At 35.6% G+C, this 24699-nt stretch carries 17 protein-coding genes; 6 read left to right on the top strand and 11 right to left on the bottom strand.

The features are described 5' to 3' along the window. Positions 1-24: 24 nt before the first annotated feature. Positions 25-2196, bottom strand: a complete 2172-nt coding sequence (locus tag BM371_RS14740; protein ID WP_034679481.1) for an outer membrane beta-barrel family protein — start codon at positions 2194-2196, stop codon at positions 25-27. 116 nt (positions 2197-2312) lie between these two features. Next, positions 2313-2957, bottom strand: a complete 645-nt coding sequence (locus BM371_RS14735; protein ID WP_051883061.1) for an N-acyl amino acid synthase FeeM domain-containing protein — start codon at positions 2955-2957, stop codon at positions 2313-2315. A gap of 109 nt (positions 2958-3066) precedes the next feature. Here BM371_RS14735 and BM371_RS14730 point away from each other — a divergent pair, with 109 nt between their 5' ends. Further along, positions 3067-3825 (top strand): response regulator transcription factor, encoded by a 759-nt coding sequence (locus tag BM371_RS14730; RefSeq protein ID WP_034679615.1) that lies wholly within the window; start codon positions 3067-3069, stop codon positions 3823-3825. A gap of 29 nt (positions 3826-3854) precedes the next feature. Here BM371_RS14730 and BM371_RS14725 read toward each other — a convergent pair whose 3' ends face one another. Next, positions 3855-4610: a ThiF family adenylyltransferase gene (locus BM371_RS14725; protein WP_034679483.1), complete on the bottom strand. Its 756-nt coding sequence runs from the start codon at positions 4608-4610 to the stop codon at positions 3855-3857. 482 nt (positions 4611-5092) lie between these two features. Then, a complete protein-coding gene (locus tag BM371_RS14720) occupies positions 5093-6073 on the bottom strand; it encodes a helix-turn-helix domain-containing protein (RefSeq protein ID WP_051883063.1) in 981 nt (326 codons plus the stop codon). Between the two features lie 87 nt (positions 6074-6160). Between BM371_RS14720 and BM371_RS14715 the strand changes: the two genes are divergently transcribed. Continuing rightward, a complete protein-coding gene (locus BM371_RS14715; RefSeq protein ID WP_034679485.1) occupies positions 6161-7327 on the top strand; it encodes an FAD-dependent oxidoreductase in 1167 nt (388 codons plus the stop codon). Positions 7328-7576: 249 nt separating this feature from the next. Here BM371_RS14715 and BM371_RS14710 read toward each other — a convergent pair whose 3' ends face one another. The 3 genes from BM371_RS14710 to BM371_RS14700 form a co-directional block, all read right to left on the bottom strand. Next, entirely contained in the window at positions 7577-8170 is a 594-nt protein-coding gene (locus BM371_RS14710) for a HEAT repeat domain-containing protein (protein WP_034679487.1), read from the bottom strand. A gap of 538 nt (positions 8171-8708) precedes the next feature. Next, on the bottom strand, positions 8709-9692 hold the full coding sequence (locus tag BM371_RS14705) for a DUF6268 family outer membrane beta-barrel protein (protein WP_034679490.1): 984 nt from the start codon (positions 9690-9692) through the stop codon (positions 8709-8711). Positions 9693-9705: 13 nt separating this feature from the next. Continuing rightward, complete coding sequence (locus BM371_RS14700; RefSeq protein ID WP_131431023.1) at positions 9706-10065, bottom strand: hypothetical protein; 360 nt, start codon at positions 10063-10065, stop codon at positions 9706-9708. A gap of 255 nt (positions 10066-10320) precedes the next feature. On the opposite strand from BM371_RS14700, the gene BM371_RS14695 reads away from it, so the two are divergent. The 3 genes from BM371_RS14695 to BM371_RS14685 all read left to right on the top strand — a co-directional run bounded on the left by BM371_RS14695 (position 10321) and on the right by BM371_RS14685 (position 13478). Then, a complete protein-coding gene (locus BM371_RS14695) occupies positions 10321-11397 on the top strand; it encodes a sensor histidine kinase (RefSeq protein ID WP_034679492.1) in 1077 nt (358 codons plus the stop codon). Next, entirely contained in the window at positions 11394-12104 is a 711-nt protein-coding gene (locus BM371_RS14690) for a LytR/AlgR family response regulator transcription factor (RefSeq protein ID WP_034679493.1), read from the top strand. The genes BM371_RS14695 and BM371_RS14690 overlap by 4 nt, the downstream gene beginning before the upstream one ends. 222 nt (positions 12105-12326) lie before the next feature. Continuing rightward, positions 12327-13478: a serine hydrolase domain-containing protein gene (locus tag BM371_RS14685; protein WP_074958769.1), complete on the top strand. Its 1152-nt coding sequence runs from the start codon at positions 12327-12329 to the stop codon at positions 13476-13478. 680 nt (positions 13479-14158) lie between these two features. Here BM371_RS14685 and BM371_RS14680 read toward each other — a convergent pair. Both BM371_RS14680 and BM371_RS14675 read right to left on the bottom strand, forming a co-directional pair. Then, positions 14159-14950 (bottom strand): CPBP family intramembrane glutamic endopeptidase, encoded by a 792-nt coding sequence (locus BM371_RS14680; RefSeq protein WP_034679498.1) that lies wholly within the window; start codon positions 14948-14950, stop codon positions 14159-14161. 76 nt (positions 14951-15026) lie between these two features. Then, on the bottom strand, positions 15027-15905 hold the full coding sequence (locus tag BM371_RS14675; RefSeq protein WP_074958765.1) for a LytTR family DNA-binding domain-containing protein: 879 nt from the start codon (positions 15903-15905) through the stop codon (positions 15027-15029). Between the two features lie 1318 nt (positions 15906-17223). Between BM371_RS14675 and BM371_RS14665 the strand changes: the two genes are divergently transcribed. After that, positions 17224-20340 (top strand): T9SS type A sorting domain-containing protein, encoded by a 3117-nt coding sequence (locus BM371_RS14665; RefSeq protein WP_034679501.1) that lies wholly within the window; start codon positions 17224-17226, stop codon positions 20338-20340. A gap of 528 nt (positions 20341-20868) precedes the next feature. Here the strand turns inward: BM371_RS14665 and BM371_RS14655 are convergent. After that, positions 20869-22293 carry an SDR family oxidoreductase gene (locus tag BM371_RS14655; protein ID WP_034679505.1) on the bottom strand — a complete coding sequence of 475 codons (1425 nt, stop codon included), beginning with the start codon at positions 22291-22293 and terminating at the stop codon, positions 20869-20871. A 124-nt stretch (positions 22294-22417) separates the two neighbouring features. Then, complete coding sequence (locus BM371_RS14650; RefSeq protein ID WP_034679508.1) at positions 22418-24691, bottom strand: DUF5686 family protein; 2274 nt, start codon at positions 24689-24691, stop codon at positions 22418-22420. Positions 24692-24699 lie beyond the last annotated feature (8 nt).

Genomic DNA, 24699 nt, shown 5'->3' with positions numbered 1-24699 from the left:
TCAGGTCATTTTTCGGACTATTATTTAATTGGTTCTTGATTTTTCTTCTTCATTACCGGTCGCTTTTTTACCAATGCTTAGGTTTTTGTTTCCAAATTTGTACGAAAGGGAAAGCCTTACAAATTGAGTATCATAATATTGTCTGAAGCTTTGATTAATTCCCTGTGTAATATTGCTTGTCTTTACTCTGTCAGAACCTAAAATATTATTTGCTGTAACTGCTATCTGCAGTTGCTTTTCAAAGTATAGCAGCTTTAGTCCAATCCCTAAATTTGAATATGCCTCAGATCGGTTCTCGTTGAAGATTGTAGGGTAGTTGTATTCATATGTAAGTTGCGCTGAAAAAGTTTTTTTCTTATTCAGGGTAAAATTATTACTGTTCGAAAAATATCCCCCCCAACCTGAATATTTTGGGTTTAAATATGGTGAGTATGCTTTTGTTTCCGTATAATAAACAGACGCTTCAGCGCTGGTATTCCACCAGGGAAATATATTATAGTTGATGTATTCTGACCATAAAAAATTGGTGTAATCATAGTAGTTTCTTCGTATAAAACTTTGAAAATTGTTTTCAAGGTCATGGGTAGTAAGCTGTCCAAAGCCATCGGTCGTTCTGGAAACTGAAATTGTGGTCGTCAGTAAATCTTTAAAAGAATGTGATAGCTCTAAATTAGATGTAAAAGAAGGCTGTAAAAAAGGGTTCCCCTCTTCATAAGAATTTGCTGTCAGATACCATCTCGCAGGGTTCAGATTTGAGTACGACGGTCTGTTTACTCTTCTTCCATAACTTACAACAAGAGTATTTTCATGATCCGGTACAAAGGAGAGGTAGAGTGTGGGAAATAGTTTTATATAATTGTTTGTGTTGGTTTGGTTAACATTTTCTGAGTACCCCTCATTCTGAGTGGATTCGGCGCGTAAACCAACTTTTACTTCCCACCTGTCACCAAATTTTCTATTTGCAGACATATACAATGCCTGGATATTTTCATTGTAGGTAAATTCATCAGATTGTCCGAATATAAGGGATGGTGGTACAACAGAAGTATTATACCTGTAAATATCAATATTGTTGTTTGTTTCTGTAAAACTCACTTTCCCCCCGAAAGAAAGGTTTGCCCAGCTGAAAGGCATTTCGAAATCAGCTTTTGCTGAAAAATTATTAATTTTTTGTACATTTTTGTTGTCTATATTCTCAAGTAGAATGTTATTTGTTGCCCTGTCAAAATTTTCAGAATTTAAACTATTGTCTTTATTAGATTTGAAGGTAAAATAATCAAGATCTACTGTCAGTTTTTTTCCTAAAGTATCAAGTTTTTTTACCATATTCAAATTAAAGGAATGGTTGCTGGATTTGTTTCTGGTACTGCCTATTGCGTTCAACGTTCTGTTAAGCTCAAGGTTTTTCAAATCGAAAATTTTGGCTGTGCTTTCCTCTCCTTTATTTAATATTCCTGAATTTCCCAAATATTGAAAACCGATATCAAAAGTTTTGGAAGCATTGTATTTGATGTTAAAAATTCCACTTAGGCGATCTGCATCAGACTTATTATAAATTCCGTTAATCCAGCGTTCTGTCGGATAGAAATAATTGATGTCATTTGTGTAAATATTTTGATCTTTACTGGCGGATACATCCAATAATATATCAAGTTTATTTTTTTGGTAGGTAAAATTATTTCCAGCAGAAAATGATGAATAGGTTGCCTGTTTTGCTGTAGTTCTTATGGTATTGCTCCAGCTGTCTTCTTTTGCTTTTTTAAGCTTGATATTGATGATTCCGCTATTGCCTTCTGCGTCATATTTTGCAGGAGGAGATGTGATCACCTCAATACTTTTGATATTGTCAGACTTTATTGTTCTGAGAAAATTGACAAGGTCATCTCCAGTTAGCAAAATCATTCTGTCATCAATCATTACCGACATCCCGCTTTTTCCAACCATTGAAATCTGGTCATTCTGAATCCGTACGCCTGGTGTTGTACGGAGTGCATCCAAAGCATCCCCACCTATTGCAGTTATTGAATTTTCAACGTTAAAAACCAATCTGTCTATCTTTCTTTCAATCAATTTCCTTTTTCCAACAACCTCAACCTCCTGTATCTGCTTTTCAATGATGATGGAATCGTCAATGGATTTTTGTCCATAAACAAAAAAAGATGAGGTTAGAAAAAAGCTTGTGATTAGTTTTGACATATTACTTATGGTTCAGTGCCTGATTTTAATCTGAATAATTTTGCAATTTGGGGTGAAAGGGAATTACTTCGTTTTGATTATTATCTCAAAGCTATAACTATGAGTTTTTTTAACCGCTACACGAAAGTGTAGAATTTCATGGTATCCTTCAAATCTATACTAAAGTGTACGTTCGGCGAATCAAGACTGATAAGAGCTTTATTTTTCGCTAAAAATTTTTTTAGCCCCTCGTATGGCAGCAAAACAGGAATTGTCTCGGAACCTAAATAATATTTTGGTTTTGCTAAGATCTTCGAATCAATATTTAAAAGCGTTAATATTTTCAGCAATTTAGCATCGCATTCCGCCAAGGCAAAGGTATTTTCATTTTTACACACTTCATTAAGAGCTAAAGTCATTAATGTTTTAAACACCATAAATCCAGACTTATCACTCCCTTTTTTAATTGCAAACCTGCCAATATGATATACTTTGCATGGAGCGTCTAGTGATAAAGGATTTATATTAAAAATTTTTTCAATGGGAAGAATATCGGAAAAATTCCATCTCAGAACGCGTATTGATCCGATCATTTCATCTTTTGTATCAGCAGCGATAAATATTTTTGAATTTTGTAAATGGTATTCATCTGAAAATACTAAGTCAATTTCATTTTTTAAATGTTTTGGCTTTGTAAACTCATGATGACTGTAGTTTTCTTCTACAACAAATTGTGCTAGTTTATATAAATCCTTACGATTTAAGTTGTAATAATGTATCATAGTAATGTGAATTGATATTGTAAATTTATTGGTTAGACATTTGTCTTTTGCTACACTTTTGTGTAGATTTGTTTATACACCAATACCGAAAATGGAAAAAGGAATTAATATGGAAAAGCTGGACAAATTTTTTTCTGATAGAAATGCAGTAAAAAAATTAACGGACGATGATTTATTACAGACAGAAAATTATTTTGATATCGTTGAGGCTTTTGCCCGTATTTCTTATAAAAGTATTTATATTATAGATTACCAAAAGAAAGCATTTGAGTATGTTTCAGACAATCCTCTATTCCTTTGCGGATTAAAGCCTCAAGAAGTAAAAGAGCTTGGCTACGGTTTCTATTTTCGTAATGTAAAAGACGACGATTTAAATCTTCTTTTTAAGATTAACGAAGTGGGATTTGAATTTTTTGAGAAATTGCCGTTGAACGAAAGAAAATTATATACGATATCTTACGATTTTCATATTACCAATGAAAAAGGTAAGGATATACTCATTAATCATAAATTGACACCTGTTTTTCTTACCGAGGAAGGCAAAATTTGGAAGGCAATGTGCATCGTTGCTCTGGCTACCGAAAATACATCAGGTAATATAACGATTAGCAAACATTCATCAGAGACTATATGGAAATTTGATTTGGTAAATGAAGTATGGAGCACTGAACAAAAGGTGCAGTTGACGGATCGGGAACTCGAAATCCTCAGAATGCATGCAATGGGACTTACCATCAATGAAATTGCTGAGAGAATTTTTCTTTCTGTTGATACCGTAAAATTTCACAGGAGAAAGTTGTTTGAGAAAATAGATGTTCACAATATTACTGAAGCCTTAGCCTTCGCAATCAATAATAAACTGCTATAGTCTAAACAATAGTTATTCTTATCATTTTGTTATTCCTGTGATAATATAGTGTTTAAATAAAATTCCGGAAATTTTTTAAATGTCTTACCAGTCGAAATTTTAAAAAGCAGATTGGTACACATCCCTGCGAGCATGAAAGATGCTATGGATAACTGAGGAGGAGATAGGATTTCCTCTTCAGCTTTATAATCATAGATGATCTTTTCCAACCATTCAAGAGGTTTATCCCAGAAACGGTAGTAGCCGGCAACATATTCCACCATTTTTAGCTCATTGAAGCTGTTGTCTTTTGAAAGGGATTCTAAATTCAGGGTTTCCGGAGTAATAACAGTGATCAGCCCGCCCCAACCTAAATTGTAGGGATGCAGAACATGTATTTTTTTTTCTTGGCATATCCTGTCAAATTCCAAGGGAAGCTGAGAAGTGAAATCAAGCGCATTGATGGCGATTGAATGGTGTTCCAGAATGCTTTCCAGATTCTCTTTTGAAATATATTCTGTGCGATATTTAACATTTGCATGTGGATTTATTTGCTTTAGTCTTTTGTAAAGTGCTTCAGCTTTCATGCTGTCTATATCTTCAGAAGTGTAATTTTGCCTGTTAAGGTTTGATGCTTCAACTTTGTCACCATCCACAAGGGTTATATTTTCAAAGCCAAATCTTAGGATGCATTCGGCAATATTGCTACCGACGCCACATCCTGCCAGCAAAATAGGAATATCCTTAATAAGATCTTGTTCATATTTATCTACATAAAGCCGGTTTCGGGAATATACTTCTGCCATTTTTATTTTCAAAATTATACATATTGTAAAAATAATTGCCTACCCAAAAGTGTAATAGTAATATCATTTTTTTAAACTTGTTATCATTTTCAATATGTTCACAAAAAATGACATTAAAATATAACGAACATTAATTTGATCTATTGGATTTACAGTACAGAAGGTCTTTCAATCAATTTTTTATCTAAAAAAGAATAAAATAACAACAAACGGAGCCGCTCTCATCTACTTACGAATCACGATAGATATCAAGGTTATAGATCATGCTTTCACAATGGATTATGATTTCTGGCTTCGAATTGTGCACTAATTTGGAAACAAAACCGCTGTGAAATATATTAAAAACTTCAAAAAATCATCAGACTTTGTATATACATGGCTGGCTCAGCAAAGACCCTTTTCTTGGTTATAAAGCAAAGCTCATAGTTTTTGAAAAAGTAGCTTCAACAGACAGTAAGCATAATGCAGATGTAAAGCTAAAATCATTTTTGTGGAACCATAAGAACTTCGTTAACTGACTTACTATACCGTTTCGGTCTAACTCCGATCACCTCTTCAAAAACTTTGGTAAAATGTCCCAAGTTTGAAAAACCAAGCTGATAGCCCACTTCCGAAACAGATAGCCGTTCTTCTCTCAACAAGCGGGCAGCTTCATGCATTCTGAAATTTTGGAAATACTGAAATATGCTCTTACCGAAAACCTGGTTATATAATCTCTTTAATTTAGTCTCGCTCATGCCGGAAAATCTGGATAACTCCGCAATGGAAGGCGCTTTTTCAAGGTCCTGTAGTAAACGTTCTTTTACCTGATACAGCATCTTGATATCAGCAATATTCAAACCGTACACTTTCTTGTCATTCCGGCTGATAAGTTCAATCAGTAACTGGCAAATGAGTTCCTGCGTTTTTAGTCTGTAGTAAAAATCTTGAAGCGGTATCGGCACATTATTTGTCACGATAACGTCAACAACTTTCAGCAACGGCGCAAATACAAACTCCTCAAACAACAGCGGTTGCTTATTTTCTAAAATGTTGTTTACCAAAGGATGATCGATGCGGGATCCAATTAGTTCTCGCAGATAGTCGGCATCGATACTCAATGATATAGAATTCTGAATGGTATTTTTGGGCACAAAAAGTTCCACATTTAATCCTTGGGTCGCAATTTGAACCGACGGTTGGAATTTGAAACCTGTTTGGGAATTAGATGGCTTGATGATATGTTGAAAATTGAATATGAGCATATTAGTAGGTTGATTTCTTCGACTGATGGCAAAGTCTTGACGTAGCTCATAGTTCAATATCATCATCCTCAGTCGCTCATCGAAACTATAGCCTTGTATAAAGCCTATTCCAAACTCTTCTGGCACTTTCACCCTTCCATTTTCGAGGGTACCACCTACTTTTTCGGCAAAAGCTGCGAGCATTCCTAATCCGTCTTTTGATTTAATTTCAATTTTCATTATGTCGTTTACGAGTATTTTTATGACTTATTCAATTATTATAATTGTTTAGGATAAAATAGTTTTGTCTTATATAAATATATAAAAATGGTATCAATACAAAACAAAAAAATTGCCATCATTGGGGGCGGTCCCAGTGGTCTGACCCTGGCCAGATTGTTACAGCTGAAAGGTTATGAGGTAAAGGTATATGAAAGGGATACCGACAAAAATGTACGTCAACAAGGTGCAACTTTAGACCTGCACGAAGAGTCTGGGCTTAAGGCACTGATCGCAGCCGGGTTGTTGGGTGATTTTAAGAAACATTATAGGCCTGATGCCGATAAACTGCGTTTGACGGATCATAATGCGGTGGTGCATTTTGACGACCATACCAGTGAAATTCCTGTAGCGCAAAACGGCGGTTCTTTCCGTCCGGAAATAGATAGAGGTCCGTTCCGTGATTTGTTGATTTCTTCATTGAAAAAAGACACCATTGTTTGGAATTCAAAATTTGTATCGCTTAAAGCCAAAGATGAAGGTTGGGATCTCATTTTTGATAACGGCAATACAGTTTATGCTGATTTAGTCATTGCAGCAGATGGCGCCAATTCAAAAATCAGAAATTACATTACCGATGTCGCTTCCGTTTATTCGGGCTTAACCATTGTAGAAGGCAATATATATAATGCGGCTAGGAATGCGCCGAACCTATGGAAACTGGCCAAGGGCGGAAAAATATTTGCACTAGGATTTGAGAAAAGCATTATCCTGAGTACTAAAGGCGATGGTTCGTTGTCCTTTTACACCGGAACTAAGGAGAAAAAAGATTGGGTTAAGACCTCTGGTATTAACTTCGAAAACAAAGAAGCAGTCTATGATTGGTTTAAAGGGCGTTTTGCCGATTGGGGGAGCGAATGGCATGAATTGTTTGGAAGTGATGAAAGTTATTTCGTACCCCGTCCACAATATCACTTTCCAACCGACCAGCAATGGCAGAGTTTGTCGAACCTCACGATGTTGGGTGATGCTGCACATCGTATGCCTCCTTATGCCGGTGAAGGGGTGAATATGGCAATGCTGGATGCACTAGAGCTAGCAGAACAGCTTACTGCAAAAGGGTTCAGCGACATCAAGACTGCCATTTCAAAATATGAAATTGCTATGCGCCAGCGTGCTGCTAAAATTACTGAGATTACCTTGGAATCTATGGAAAATATGCACTCCAAAGAAGCCCTGAAATTTTTATTAGATACATTTAATCGTCTTCACTGATAAAAGCTCAATAAAAATTTCACCCAATTTTTTTAAATGAAGATTATGATTTTTGTGTTGCATAGACCATTGTGATAAACAGCGGCTTGCTATTTGTGAGCCTATATAATTTTATGGTTGATGCGCCCAATTGGGCGCATCAGCTTCCGCAATCAATATCTTTCAAACTATTCATTATTAAGGCATCAGACAAACTTTCGTAAGGTGTGCAACATTTTAAATTTCAAAAAATTGCATCCTTTTTGCGCACTATTTGTAAATCAACTTTCGGATGAATACTATTTTTTCGTCTGCAAGATCCCACTTTGAAACTTCTGTATCGATGAGATCTTTATGTTTTTTATAAATATCCCTTAAAGAGTTGCCAATGGATCTCCTTAAATATTCACTATCATCCGATCTGGACTGTGCGATCAGTCGAATCGCAACCTCCGGGTTTTCTTTGAAATAAGCCCGGCTTGTCCAAATTCTCAATCCCTCAATGACTGCTCTTTTTATATTGGGATTCTCATCGTTGATCCACTTTTTGATCTTTGGTAATGATTTCTCATAGCCGATAGAATGGCAGTAAGAATCAAATGCTTTGGCTAACATTTCCTGAACCCTCCAGTTTTTATCAACTGCAACCTCGGTTTCGAGTATTTCAAGCGCCATTGTGCTTTCGACCGATAATTGTCCCAGGATATATGTCCCTAACATTCGGATTTGATAAGCGTTATCATCCAGCTGTTCTATAGCAAATTTCAGATGATTGATAGAAGAATCTTTCAGAATAATGTCACCCGCTTCAATAATGTGTTTGAAACCGTGTTCAATCCTTTTTATCTTTTCAAGTAGATCCATTGCGTTTATTTGAACTTTTAAAAATATTCTCTAAAATTTTAATCAGGTATTGATCCTTTGCGGAAAATAATTTCCAGAGACTAGCAGAAATTTTCTTATAACATAAAAAAGTAGTATCAGAGACGTGAATGTAAGGAATATTTGGATTGGTCGAATAATTTTGTTGCCGGTATAGACGACCAACCGGGTGCATAACCTTTCCTGTATATTCCATTTTCTTTGCATAGCATTTTTATCAATCAGCTTTATTCTTTTCTCGGTAACTGCAATTGGTTAAATACCATAATAATTTCCCCATTCAGCTGTTTTTTTTAATAAGCAGATGTACGATACTAACAACCCAAACAAATCCAAACAAATCATCTTTATGAAAAATATCAACCGGATGTATTACAGGCTCATTGTGTGGAATGATCTGGCTGTAAATTCAGTAATATCGACCTGGAAAACTTTTGAATGGTTCTACCTTTTAGGTTTTGCAATTAATTATTTGCTTTGATTTAAATCTAATCTAATCTTAAAGTTTAAACAGAGATATTTATTGCTGTGCTGTTTTCTTGATAAACGGATCGAAAGACAGACCGACGTTCACATAAAATGTTGTCTGTGGCTTTGCCTGGAAAATATAAGAACTGTAAGATTCAGATTTCTCAAATAACCGACCTTCCACAATACTTTTGGCTCCGCCCTTTAATGATGCAACAAAAGAACTCCCAAGATAATGTTCATACATCAGTCCCGAATTGATCTCTATCTGCCGGAATTCATATTTTTTATCCGCACTGTCGATATTATAAAGATACAATGATGTCCCATCCAGTTCACTCCCAATTGATAGCCTGCCATTCTCAGCAATTCTTTTTCTGAGGTACACGCTTTTGGGTAAAAGAATGTCGGCGACCAGACCATTATTGAATTTTTGCTCATAGGTGAATGTCGGAATGACCGGTGTCTGAACGGAAGGATCTATGGCAACCAAAAGTCCCACGGTCATTTTGGTCTTGGCATTGGATCTTAAAACCATCGTTGCGGTGGCTATTCCGCGCAGTCTTTCAAAATGTTGATCACTCCCGTCCACTGAGGCGCTGGCCGAATAGATCATCATCTTGTTGAACAGTTTTGAAAAATAAGTAAGACTCAAACTCTCGGAATGATAGTGATAATCTTCTTTGCTTCTGAAAAATAGGTTACCCGCAGGATCATTCATTTCAGTATTTGCTGAAACGTAGCGGTAATTAAGGTTAGTGCCCAATACCCATTTCTGTTTTGTGATCAAATTGATATTGGCACTCATTTTTGCACGGTAGAAATTTTTCACTTTTGCCTCCGGCAATTCCCGACCTCTCAATGTAGAAGAAAAAGTGTAAGGTGTCAACAGATTATATTCTATATTCAGTACACGGGTAATCGGAAATTTCTCTGCGATGTAGGCCATGGTTTTTGTGGACATGCTGTCCTTCACCTGTGAGAAATAGAGTGTGCCGGTTATAACTGTTGCTAATAAAGAGAATTTTGCTTTCAAAATGTAAATATTTTTATTTTATGATCTGGACCCGGGATTGCAAGAAGTCAAGGCTGAATATTTTATCGTAGATCTTATCAAGCAATTTATCTGTAGATAAGTTTTTGAACGGTCTCAGATCATTGGATGTACAACTACCGATGACAACGAGCCATAACTCTTTTAGACCCTCTCGTTTTTTTAAGTCCATCAATCTGGCATTGGAATAGTATGCATTTGCCGAAGACTGCTTTGTATCATCGCAAAAGATCACCCCTGTATTTGTGCCGGAGTATCTGATGATACTGACCTTGCATCGCATCCAATGAATGATTTCAATAGATTGATCGTAGGATTGTATAAAACGGCTTAGATCTGCGACTTTCGTGATCATCTCTTCCTGTTGTTCGGCTGAGAGACAGGAATGCTCTATCTCTTCCACAATTTTTAGAAAACTTTTAACCTCCATAGATCAGATTTAGGAAGCAAAAGAAAGGATTTTAGATCTTGGTTTTTATTTTTTTATACCAAACACCCCTGAACTTCTACCAAATCCCATAGTTTTTTTGGTAGTCGAAAACAGGGGTTTTGTATAAATTATTTAATGTGCTATTGTAAATGATCTATTTTTGTAATGAATAAATTTAAAATGAAAGTTTATCAGGCCAATAAGAACAGTGGTATTATTAACTTTTTAGTGGATGCCCGTTATCGTTTTCTCAGGCATATTCTGCTTTTACTATGGTTATTTTTGTTATTAGTCAATGTAAATTTTACTTCTGACTTTACAGTAGATTCCAGATATTTTCTATTCCTTACGATGTTTATGACGTTTGTAATGATGATCTACGTCAATATGTACGTAATTGTCCCTTTATTTTTTTTCAAAGGAAAGTATTTTGCATATCTTTTAGCTGTATTGATGCTCTGTATCACAGGTCTCACGTTTCTTATTTTTATCATTGGAGATCTCTTCAATAATTATCATATCAATGATCAACATCGGACGTTCCAGGTCAATGAATATTTTGAGAGTGGGAATTTCGTTATGCTTTTAATCTTATTGACCACGACCGTAAAACTGCTGCAAAGGTGGATCGTAGACAGCACCAGAATGTCAGAATTAATGACCCTTACCATGAATCTTGAACTGAATGAGCTGAAAAATCAGATCACCCCGCATTTTCTGTTCAATATGCTCAACAATATAAAAGCACTGATCAGAAACAATCCCTTGAAGGCAACAGACATCATTGTAAGACTATCAGATCTGTTAAGATATCAGCTGTATGAGAGTAGCAATGAAAAGGTCAGGCTGACTTCCGAAATTAAGTTCATAACCAATTTTCTAAGTCTTGAAAAGATCAGAAGGGATTACTTTGATTTTACGATTCAGACAGATAATGAAGTACCGGATCTGAGAAAAATCGAAATACCTCCTAACCTTTTTATACCATTTGTAGAAAACGCAATCAAACACAGCACGGAGAGTACAGAAAATGCAAGCAGCATTAATATCACTTTTTTCATCACAAAAAAGGAAATATCTTTTTCATGCAGCAATTCGATGCCTCTAGAAAAAGAGTCGCATCAAAATCTTTATGGAGGTCTGGGACTGAAGAATATTGCCCGAAGGTTACAACTTTTATTTAATGAAGATGAATATAAGTTAAAGATTTCATCCACAGCCAATCAGTATACCGTAAACTTAAAAATCCCGATATGAACTGTATCATTATAGATGACGAGCCATTGGCAAGAGAAGAATTATATTCGATGCTGGAAGAAATCTCCGGACCCACGGTCGTGGGAAGTTTTTCAAGTGCGGTGGCCGCAGAAAAATTCCTTTCAGCAAATGAGACAGACCTGGTGTTTCTTGATATACAAATGCCTAAAGTGACAGGATTGCAGTTTATTGAAACAATACCAAAAAGCAGTCTGGTCATTTTCACAACAGCTTATCCCCAATATGCACTGGAAAGCTATGAGCTGGATGCCATAGATTACCTTCTAAAGCCTTTTGACAATAAGCGGCTGCAAAAGGCGGTCGACAAAGCCCAACACTATATCGATCTATTATCAGCCAATAAAGAAAACGACCTGGAAAAAAGCACTTTGGAGTTTCTGATCATAAGATCTGAGAAAAAATTTTATAAGGTCAATTTTACGGACATCAAATACATTGAAGGCTTAAAAGATTATGTTCTGATCCATACCACGTCGCAGAAGATCATAGCCTCCATGAATCTTAAGACTATCCATCAAAAAATTCCTTTGCCAAGCTTCATCAGAGTAAGCAAATCTTATGTGATCAATAGCGAGCATATCATTTCATTTGATAGTTATTCAATCAATTTCAATGACAGGGAGGTTCCGATCGGTGAGATTTATAGAGAGAATTTCATCAAAACGTTTACAAATGGATTTTTATAGGTTTTATAATTCGCAGTAGAGTTTGTTTTAACCCCTGTGCTAGAGGATATCTAATATTAAGATAAAATTATTTCAACTTATTTTGACAACTATGCACGGTTGTGTGAGAGGTTCGTACCCTTTAAAATATGCCTTACGGAGTCAAATGGCGTTAACATGTCGTGAAAGTGTTGTGGTCATTTTTGACATCTTATTGCTAAATTTACCATAAATACTTTCCATATGAAAAACCTATTGATGCTCACATTTTATATTTGGATTCTGCCGCTATTCGCTCAGAAAACGATTCAGATCAGACATCTCGACGGAAAAAAAATCGATGCTGTAATTTTAGAACAGCGTCTAACACGTTTAGTCGATAGTGCCAAGATCTCAGGTCTACAAGTTGTGATTGTTAACCGTAACAAAATAGTTTATTCATCCAGTTTTGGTTTTAAGGATGTTGAAAATAAACAGAATTTGAATGATAGCACTGTGATGTACGCTGCATCACTGACAAAACCTGTGAGTGCGTATATCTTTATGCGTCTTATGGAAAAAGGAATATTCAGCCTTGACCAGCCCATATACAAGTACTTGAAAAAACCGATAGCCGAGTATCCTAAATGGAGGGACTTGGCGGATGACTCAGCAGCTTTCAATCGGATCACGCTAAGGATGTTATTAAGCCACAGCTCGGGACTTCCTGTTTTGCGGCAGTTGTACGATAATAAAGTTCACCTTATTGCCAGGCCCGGTGAAAAATTCTATTATTCCAACGAAGGGATCAACCTGTTGGGGTTTATAATAGAGGAGTTTACAGGAAAGAAACTTGAAGTTATCGCCCGCGAGGAAATTTTCGGACCGCTTCAGATGGGGCATACCGGAATGATCTGGGAAAAGGCCTTCGAAAATAATTTTTCTTATGCCTATTTCAAAGATGGAAGCAAATATGGCTCAGAGAGACGGGAAAGCAGCAGAGCGGCGGGTTCAATGTCGACCACAGCAAATGACTATGCCAGGTTTATGATCAACCTGATGCAAAAGAAGGGCTTATCTGGCTCAGGTTACCGACAGATGTTTAGGCCTCAGATCATGGTAAAGAGCAGACGTGGTTTCGGACCTTTGAAGGACAGTATTACCAATGAGAACGATAGTATTCAGCTAGCCTGGGGATTGGGCGTAGGATTGTTTAAATCACCTTTTGGTAGAGCTTTTTTCCATACAGGTCATGGCGAAGCCAATCAGAATTATGCGGTGGCTTATCCTAAAGCAGGTACTGCTGTCATCCTCCTCAGTAACAGTGAAAACTTTGAAAAAAGCAATGCACAAATATTAAAATTGTGCATAGGAGATGCGTATTCACCGTTGAGATGGCTTGGTCACCTAGATTAATTTTTAATAAAATTAGAGATAGCCCAAAGAGACACGGTGAGTATATAAGTAAAAACAGATAATCCCCATTTTGGTCACTCATTACCTTGAAACGGAAACACTTTTTTATCAGATTTAGGAGAACTTTGCATTATAATTTTAATATTAACACATTTCAAAAACAATTTTATTAAAGGATCATCTTCAGGTTTGGGAAAGGCAACTGCAAAGCTTTTCCAGTCAAAAGGCTGGAATGTTATTGCGACCATGCGAGATATGAAAGAAGACAAAGAATGAGTGGAACTGGAAAATAATTGAGAAAGCTAAAGAAAAACTGGCAACTACCAATTTAATCAAAAAAAAAGAAGTATGGAATTTTTTCCGATTAACGAAAGGGTAGTGGTCATATGATGGTCAATACTTAATTTAGCCAATAAAAGCTCAAACCATTTATTACCTTTTTGAATACCGAAAGAACAGAATTTATCGCTTGAATGAAAAGAATCATGGAATGTTTGATACCTTTAAAGAACAAGTGACATCACACCGCTCCTGATTCATAAAAACCGACGGAGAGGTAGTTTAGGAAAATCAGGAAGTTTTGCAGTTCTTATAAAGATCACTTAAATATTGTTGCAACAGATCTCTTAGAATCTTTTTTGCGATCAAGTTAAATTACATCAATTTCGATATCAGTTTTATTAGATATATTCCTTGTTCTGCTGAATCCAAATGGTCCTCTTAGATATTTCCAATGGACGTTTTTGCCATTTTTTATAAATGATTGTCAAAACGATCGCTATACAAACTGCTGATAATCTAAAGATATTGGCGTATGTTCCTCCAATAGCCACTTCATCAACATTAAACACTAGCCAGTAAAGATTCATAAAGCAATGTAGAAATATTGCTGTCCACAAATTAAATTGCCATTCTGCATATACCCATGAAAAAAGCAGCGAACCCAAAAACGTGATTGCGAATACTTCTATAATTTGACTCAGATTTTGGGCCTGGTACAAATGTGCTGCCCCAAAAAGCAGCGAACCTAAAAATACAGAAGGTAAAAATCCCAGCCTCGTTAACCTGTAAAGCATGCCAAAAAGAAATGCCCTGTAAATGATCTCTTCAAAAAATGCCGATGATATCGTGTTGATAATAATTGTATTTAAAGATAAGTGCGTGTTCATGGTAAATTTTACAGCATATCCCAATAGCATCGGTAAGGTGGCTGTAGACGCAAAGGCAATTCCAATCGAAGGACTTCCTACCAATCCAAGCAGTTCGAAGATAGTCTTATTATCTTTCTTTAATAAGTGGACTGTAGCAAATAAGGGGATCAGTGTAATTATGTAAGCAAGAATATGTCCTGCTGCTTTGGATTGTGTGATCAGTGTTGCTTCCTTTTGGAAAAAAGAAAAAGTAAGTGCGTCAAAATAGAAATACAGCACAAATCCTACTGTAAAAACCAAAAAAAGTCTCAATTTATTCATAGTTGAAGTTTATGTTCTTTGCAAAATTAGAACGGTCAAATATGATGAGTCAAATCTTAGTGGCGGGTAGCAAGAATTAGGGACGAGCTGCAATATCCTTTAGGACAGGTACTATTGAAGGAATATAGTTTCTTGAAATAGTGAGCTCTTTATCGATGTCTTTAATTGAGATCTTATATCCTGACGCATTCCCTTTAAACTTATTTACTCGTTTTAAATTAACAATACATGACCGGTGTATCTGTCGAATATTGTCGGTTTGAACCTGGTCCAATAATTTGTTCAATGAGATCCTTATCATTTCTTTGACAAAATTGCTCTCTTTATAGAAATAGATGATACAATAGTTATCTGCTGCTTCAGCATAGATAAAATTCTCTTCAGTAAGCTGAAAGCTAAAATTGGCGTAATCTGAAGTAATGGTTAAACTTTTTGGGTCACCATTCAAGATCCTATCATCTGATCTATCAGTAAGGTCATGATTTACTTTCTGGGATATTTCCGTAATGTTGTTTACATTGGCCTTATGATTAAAATAGATATATCTTCCCAGTGTAAAAGCGATCATTACCGGAATTCCCAATGCAGAAGTATAGGCAAGCATATATAAATAGTTTTCAAAAGAAAGGTGTACTCTGCTTAATAGCAATGAATTATAAAAGTAGCAGAAAACAGACGATGCCAATAAGATTAAAATATTCTTGCAAACTTCTGTGAGAACTGTATATTTTCTGGAATTTCTGAAATACGCAGAAACGCTTCCAAAGCAGATGGCGAAGAAAATGAAGTAGGGAAGCAGGAGAAGATATTTATGATCATTCTGGAATTCACTCGTTCCGTAAGGCTGATAAATGATTAAAAGAAGATACACTGAAAATCCCACCAAAATAGAGGATATGATAACTTCTTTATGTGTTTCGTTGTTTGGGAATAAAGTATTAAGGACCATAGCCATTACTGAGTTTATGAGAGTAGGAATTTTCTTTCTGCTATTTTGATCTCTGCACATTTCGTGAATCTCTTTTCACCATTTCCAGATCTTTGCTCTTTTAAGGCCATAATTTTTTCTATATGTATTGTAAATATCGGTCTTTTTGAGCAAAATATTCGTTGTAAAAAGCAAAAATCTTATCGGTATTACAATTTGTAAGACTCATATTGACCATTTATTTCATTGTATTGATAGTAATGCCATGCAGTGATGTCGATGCGGAATAAAGGTTTCCGTATTTGCATCTACGATTTTAAATTTCCTGATTTGGCACAGATTGCCTATTATCATTATTTTGCTTAAAAAAAGTAAAGATTCTGGATACAATTATAATTTTTCACGTTATCAATCTGAACGAAGTTGAAAAGTCTAAAAAAGTAAATCCATTTCACAAAAAGTATATTCAAATTTTGGCTGAAGCGGAGGAAATGGCAGAATCAATGGTATCTTCTTTACAAAAGGGAGGAGCAAGTTCAGGGGGTGGTTCAGAAGCTTTCTGTCTTCCTGTATTTATTTTTTGCGACCTACGGAATTGAAAATATTCTGATTCACCTCATATTTTATCCTTTATGAACCGCAGCTACAAAAAGATTTTGACAGGCTCTTTACCACCGAAGAAATTTTTTCACTGCTTTCTCCATTTAAAACTGCTTATGATATTAAGGCTTTTGACCAATTGGAAGGATAGATTGGAACGTTAAAAATATTCCTTTCCCGTCTTGTAACTAAAGAAAGTTTTTGGGTGGTCTCAGGAAATGAAGTGAGTTGGAAATAACGGATAAGAAAATCCATCGGTTATGATTTTGACTTCAGATCCGGCAACACAGGATATTAATTCAGCACTGTATTCTTCAATAGGTATAATTAAAAATTTTACATCAAAGCATCAACCAAATGCTTCCAATTGTATAGATCTAAGAATATTTTCACCAGCATCACATCTTCTGATAATAATTAATATTCTTTCATATCCACACTATTATCAATGACCTTATTTATTGTTTAAAAATACGACGAGTTTTGTCGTATCTGAAGATGAACTTTGCTTCAACAAAGAAATTAAGAACTGTCAGATGTAGTAAAAATTTATAAATAACCCCCACTTGTTTGATATTTAATCTGTTTTTCTCTTAAATCAGAGTACTAATTTATATTTTAGGAATCCATAAATCACATAAACATGAATTTACCAAATGGGCCTTAGGCTTTACTCATCAATTATTAATTATTCATCAATTTTTTGTTGAAGAATACTAAACTTAAAATTACAACTAATTTAATTATGAAAAAAATCTATTTAGTTCTGTTGCTTTTAACAGGGATATTTTTCCTGCGTGCACAGACTCAGCCTGCCGATGTACAGGATAACACTTTAGAAACCGCATTTTCGGATTTAGAGAAAGACAGAATCCCTACAGGGTTTCTTTTAGATGCAGCGATCGAGTTTGCCAATTTTCAGAAATATGACGGAAGCATTCCCGACAGTTCTTATACAAGCTCCAAATTGGTAGCAGGTATATACAACACTTTACTAATGAGTCGACTGTCAGCTTCAGCTTATACGCCAAAATCACCTGCAGAATTTGTTTCAGACTGGAAAAATGCTCAGGCTGTTGATATAATACCTCTAGGAGGTCTTTTCTATCAATACAGCCAATTCTCCGCAGAAGCCGTTAACAATGCTCAGACCTTTGGAGACCCGGGAATTGTTTCGATTTATAATGGCAAATTTCTTGATAAATATCGAAACGGGATATGGCGTAATCCCTATGAACAAAAGAATGTATTCGCCATAGCTCCGTCTGTTAATTCGCATGACAAACTTGCTTTTAAGATTAAGATGCCTTCTAATCTGTTTGTCAGCAATCAGTCTTCATTGATTCAATCAATCGAATACAGACTCTCAGATACTTCTTCCTATCAGCCTTTAACACAAAATCAACTCATTGATGTGAGCTATCCTTCAACAGGCACGTATATATGGACATTCAAGATGACTCTTACCAATGGTCAGGTATTATATAGTCACACCAAGTTTGTCGTTGATGGTGATTTGGGTTCTTATGTAGATACAAGCGCCAGTACATCAAAAAATGGTAATTTGGAACCACAAAGTAAAAGAACTCTTTACAGCGGAAACAACAGAGCAACAATGTACATCCACCTTGCGCCTGGCAGAACCAGAGTAACAAAGCCGCTTATTGTTGCTGAAGGTTTTGATATGGGTAATATCATTGCTCCAACAAGGGAAGCCGGCTTAACAAATATTCAATCTTTTAAAAGTTCATTGTTACAAGGTGGGTACTTATACAGCCTGATCAATAGTGATTACGATATTATTTATGTAGACTGGAACAATGGGGTGGATTACATTCAAAATAATTCAGGTCTTTTGGCTGCAGCCATTTCATGGGTAAATGCAAATAAAGTTGGTACTGAACAAAATGTTGTGATAGGACAGAGTATGGGTGGTCTGGTTGCAAGATATGCTTTAAAAGATATGGAAGATCATGGTATCCCTCATCAGACTAAGTTGTATGTTTCTCATGACAGCCCACATTTAGGTGCAAATATTCCTTTATCGATCCAAAATATGCTGGTGAATGTAACACGTGCATACGTTAAGACTCCCATCGCGGTAGGAGTTGGTGAATTTGTTGTACCATTCTTCAACGAGGGAATATCTGTTGGAGATATGTTAACATTAACGGATACGCCGGCTGCAAGGCAAATGCTGATCAATTATGTTAACAGACATTATCAAATCGATAATTCCGTTCATGATAACTGGCAAAATATTCTGAAAGCAAAAGGTTATCCTCAGCAAAGCCGAAATGTAGCCATATCAAATGGAAGCGAATGCGGCACCGATCAGACTTTATCAAATTTGTTGCGTCTGTATAAAGAGACATCCAATCAGCATATGTTTTCAGATATTTTAGGATCATTAATTGGTGTGGCGACAAACAGATTGGATATGATTATTTTAGCATCTTTGCCGGGAAGTTCAAAATATGTCTTTGATTTTACTGCAAAACCAATGACTCAGCTAAATGCATCGAATCAGATCTATAACGGCAGTATTAAGTATAAGAAAAAAATCCTTTGGTTGGTAAACGCACAAGTCAGTCTACTCAGCGGTACAGCCAGCCAGCCTTCAGGTATACTGCCATACGATAAATACGGAGGTGGAAGATTTATGCTTGCAGAGGATGAAATTCCTTCGTCTGTATCAAGTGATTTGACGGTTACTAAATTTAGTTTTATCCCAACACCCAGTGCTTTGGACTATAAAAGAGGAAATACCGTTCTTACGGAAGCTGATTTTCAGAAACCGTTTAGTGCTAATGAACCAAATGATGTTAGTCAAATACCATTTGTTAATTTTATGGCAGAAACGGTAGACCAAAACAATGGTCATATAAGATTCAGCAACCGCAGTGGATTATTTTTACAGGATCAACTTTCTTCGTTTGCAGGTGATCACAGTACGATCCGTGCCTCCGCATATCTTTGTGGAGATAAAGTGAAAATTGGCGGTGAAGACGTTCTTTGTGGGACAGGAACACCTGTAGCTTACACAACTGGATTTGCACCATCAATCTCATGGTCAATAATTGAAGGTGCTTCTTTAGTTGATATAAATGGGCCTACCGATTTACCACAATTTTTAATGACTCCTAAACCCAATGCGAATGGTCTTGTAACCTTACAAGCATTTCTTCAAGGTGATGGAGGAAGTAATACTGTGACAAAAAATGTTTGGATTGGCGGTCCAAGAGTTAAAATGCCAAACGCGTCTTGTGGAAATCCTTACGATACGGTTTGTTTTAATAGTGGTAGCTATGGGCAGCTTTTTAATGCGGTTGTGGATGGAGTTGGAATGGAAAGTAATTACAATAATGACACAGATTATGAATGGGAAAAAGTTTATGGCAACTTTACATTTGTAAGTTCCGGAAATGGATATTTGTCCACTGTCAGCAATAACGGTACAAAGGTAACCGGCAGAATGGCAATTCTATCTCCTACTACAGGAGCGAGCAGTATGCAGGTTCGAGCACGTGCAAAAAACAGGTGTGGGTGGGGACCATGGAAAAACATTTTATTTAATAATTATGGAAGCAGGATTGCAGTTGCCGATGAAAAGTTTTTCACAATTTCTCCTAATCCAACTGTTGATTTTATCAATATAAATCTTGCAGACAGAACAGAAGTTCCGCAAAACAAATCTGAGATTAAAGCAGAGTTGTATAATAATTTAGGGGTTGTTCAGAAAGCTACTAAATTAAATAATAATAAAGGAACAATTAATGCCATAGGATTGTTACAAGGAGTTTATACCTTGAAAATTACGTATGATGATAAAGTTGAGAATCATCAAGTGATTATCAGGTAATTTAATCTTAGAATTATTTAAGATAATATCTATTTAAAAAAACAGCGGTATCTTTAGATGCCGCTGTTATATTTTATGGTGATTATATTGCAGATGCTTCTAATTCTTAGATGAGCATTTTAGCACTTAAACTATTGCAATATATAATTAATCTATTTTCATTGATTCTTATTTTTGTAATTTTTTTAATGTTTGAGATCGCAAAATAATAAGCAAACCAAAGGAGTTACACTAAGAAGACTTTAACATTATCAGATAAGGAATATAGGTTAAATTAAGATCTGATACCACAAGGTCAAAAATTATTCTATATGCAGTTTTTCCTCAGCCTGATTATCAAGCATGGATTTATTTCGATACATAAATACGGCTATCAACAGTATAAGTGAGTGAAGTGTAAACCATATTAAACCGCAAATTGAAAATACTAAAAAATAGTCAGATACATCAAAAGGATTGATGATGTACAATGCGAGTATAAGCGAGATCGGTGATAATGTCATCATCATTGATGCAAAAATTTTGTTCTTAGCCATCTGTAAGTTTTTTAATCATTCCACTGAAAATATAACCATGAAAAGGTAACACTGCATACCAGTATAATCTTCCAAGCAGACCTAAGGGTCGGAATGTGGCTTCCTGGATAAGTGTACCGTCAACTATTCGAAAATCAAGCCAAGCTTCACCTGGTAACCTCATTTCAGCGAAAAGCAACAATCTCTTTTCTTCTTTGTTTGCATAAAGTACCCTCCAAAAATCGAGAGAATCGCCTGCAGAAACAGAATTTTGATTTTTTCTGCCTCGTTTTAGTCCTACACCTCCAAAAAGCTTATCGATTAGACCTCTGATGCTCCACAAATAATCAGCATGATACCAACCGTTCCGTCCGCCAATTCCAAAAATCTTGTGAATAGTCATGGTTTCGTTGCTAATTCGTTTTTCTTTTCGGTCTTTAAAAACTCCTTTGTTGGGAACTTCAAGAAAATTCCAGACATTTTTAGAGTATTTGTAACTCCCAAAAGAATCATACCAAGTGGAGAGTACATCGTTCTGCTCAATTTTGTCGAAACTTAATCTGAGACTTTCACGGTAGGACAGAAGTTTGATTTGAAGTTTTTCAGCAAGATCGTTTTTCTCTGCGACCACATTTATTTTCATGCTGTCTACCAGATTTTTAGCCAAAACATATGAAGTTGAGGTGATAAAGTACAGCCAATATGAAGAAATTTTCGGACTGAGAACCGGAACAGAAATAATGGTTCTTTTCAAATTTCTTTCTTCTGCAAAAACCAGCAGCATTTCTTTGTAGGACAGAATATCAGGACCTGCAATATCATAATGCTTATTGTATGTGTATTCCTGACCTATTACTCCTGTTAGAAATTCGATTACATTTCGGATAGCAATTGGCTGACATAAAGTTTTCAACCATTTCGGCGCAATCATCACAGGTAGCTTTTCAACCAGATCCCGGATAATTTCAAAAGATGCTGAGCCCGATCCAATAATAATTCCAGCTCTGAGAACGGTCAGGTTATAGGATTCCGATTTCAGTTCATCCTCCACATCCTTTCTTGACTGTAAATGTTTTGACAAATCCTTTTCATTAACAATTCCTGTAAGATAGATAACCTGTCTGCAATTTGTTTTTCCGATTAGTTCAGAAAAGTTTCTCGCCGATTTTTTTTCAGCCTTGCTAAAATCAGCGTTTGACGACATTGAATGTATCAGATAATACGCAACTTCGATGTCATAATCAATAGGCTTAAAAATGCCTTCATCACTGAAGTCATATTCTACAACAGTGAGTTGGTTTTGAAACTTTTCATATAGACTTATATCAAACCTTTTGGCATCCCTAACGGAACAAATCACAGAATGACCATTGGTGAGCAGCTGAATAAGAAGTCTTTTGCCAATGTAGCCTGTCGCACCTGTAAGGAATATTTTCATATCGGATTTGGATTTTAATGAATTGAAATGGTTACGTTAATCTGTTACAGGCAATTTCTTAGCCAATATTATAATTATCGTTTCCTAGCAATCTTAAACATTGATGATAACAGATTGATTTATATTAAAAACCAAGAAGTTTCAGCTTAAACTGTATTGCGAAATTATCTTTAAAACTTGAAGTGTTATAATGACCAACTCTGTAGAAAAAGCCAAGATTAAATTGAGAAGACAGAAAATTATTCCACTCCAAGCCTACTTCATTGTACAGATGATCTAATTTCTCAAAATCAAATTGATGGAATTCAGGATTTTTCATGTCTCCGATAACTCCACGGTAGATAAAGTCGAAACTTGATACATTCTTTCCAAAGCTTTTGAAATACCATGGAAGGCGATGCGTAAGATAAGCTCCTACAAATTTGTCATTATAATATTTTCCACCTTGCATGGTCGCAAATCCCAAGTAAGAGGTCAGGTTAAAATTAAAGCCATTTCTGCCATTGGCAAGCCCGTTCATTGTAAAGTTTTTCCAAATAGGTGCATCACCGACAATGAGTCCACCGTATGCCCTGATACCCGTCACTCCAAGTTTGGTTTTAAAATTTTGCGTAAACAAGGCATCAAATCTGCTGAAGTTGAAATCTCCGTCGAATCCTTTGAATCCCTGTTCATAATTTAAATAGAACTCAGGGAAATTCTGCTCATACGTATATTTCCCGCCGGGAGTCATGATATTTTTTGAATTGGGAGAATATTTCAGAGTTATGATTGCAGATGAAATATCAAATTGATTTCCAAGATTTTTATAACTGTAAGAGAATAACGCTTCTTCTTTACTTTTTTTTGCCGCTATGTTAACGGTTAATCCATTGGTAAGATCGTTTTCATAGCTGACTTTAAAACCTTCATAATTGTAAAAGACGTTATTGTTAATCGCAACTCCGGCATTCATGATTTTCATCCTGAAATTCCATAAGTTTTCTGAAAATCTTCCTGCTGCCATTACATCATTAAAATACTCAAGCCTGAAGAAAGAGTTTTTTTCTAATGTCGTACGAATATCAACACCCCCGCCAAACTTAAATTTTTTATCATAAATTCCATATGCAAAATAGGCATCCGGAGAAATATATTTGCTGAATCTGTCATTCAGTTTTATGCCAGCTCCCAATCTAAAATGTTCATATTTATTATATCCGATAATTCTTGCCAAATCAAAATCAACGATTCCCAACCGTATTTTACCTTTCAACAAACCTGTGAGAGCTTTGGCTTTTTGATCCAGTTTGTATCTGCTGCTTAAACTGTCAATAGTAACATAAGTTTCTTCCTCACGTTCGGTCAATTTAGAAGTACGGTATTGATCAATTTGAGTACCGTCAGAATTTTTAACATCAATCGTATAGCCTCGAAAATTTTTTGGATTGCTTTTGATATCTGTTTTGATGTCAAAATAGTCTGCGGTAGCATACGCATACTGCCCGAATTTCTTATTGTTTTCGGTATCCTGTTTTTTATCCTCTTTGCTTTTTTTACCTTCTGAGTTTAAACCAATCTTCAAAAGATTATTATTTAATTTAAGTTTATAATCTTCTTTGAGTAAGAACCATTTTCCGTTGTTTAATGTCCAGATACTTGTAATGCTGCCTTCATTATCAATTTTGCTGTTACTTTCAATTTTTTTCAGGCCATAGGTTTGTTTATCGACATAAATATATCCGTTAAATTTCTTTTTATCGGCAAACGTCCTGTATCCGGTTTGCCTGAAGCTAATTACATAATTTTCTCTGCCGTCAATATCAATGGAATCGGTAAGAAAGTAGCGGTAGAGATTACGGTTTTCCTCTTTTATTTCTTTTGGTATTTGAGTTCTGTTGGAGCGGAATGCCATTAATTCGTATAATGGCTCTTTCAAACCTGAAATTTTATTATCAAGAATATTTATTTTTTCTCCGTATTGGCTGGAATACAAAATTTCTGAAGCCCTTTCCCAAAGAAAGAGTTTGCTTTGTCCTGCGAGTTTTGCCAGATTAACAGATTCTATGGAATCTTTTCTTTCTGGAGCTTTAAAAGGTTGTATTGGTAGTTTTTTTAAAGAATCAATTCTTTTTGTGATAAAGTCATTGTACGCTTTGATACTATCTTGGTCAAAGTCAATAGAGATTTTTTCATACGATTTATAGGAATAGGAAAGAAGACTTTCCGGAGAATTAATTTTATATTTATCGTTGACTTTCTGCAGAATTTCAAGTGCTCTGGGATCACTTTTATCCTGTAAGATTACAGCTTCAATATCTTTTGTTTTAGGTTCCTTATCATTTTTTTTAGTGATGATAGTTTGTGATAAAGCTAAATTTGTTAGGAGTAAAAATATAAAGATGTAGCATTTGTTCATATAGCTGT

The organism is Chryseobacterium formosense (genome assembly GCF_900116415.1).
GTDB lineage: Bacteria > Bacteroidota > Bacteroidia > Flavobacteriales > Weeksellaceae > Chryseobacterium > Chryseobacterium formosense.
The sequence above is the reverse complement of the archived record's forward strand: the minus strand, read 5'-3'. Positions and strand labels throughout refer to the sequence as shown.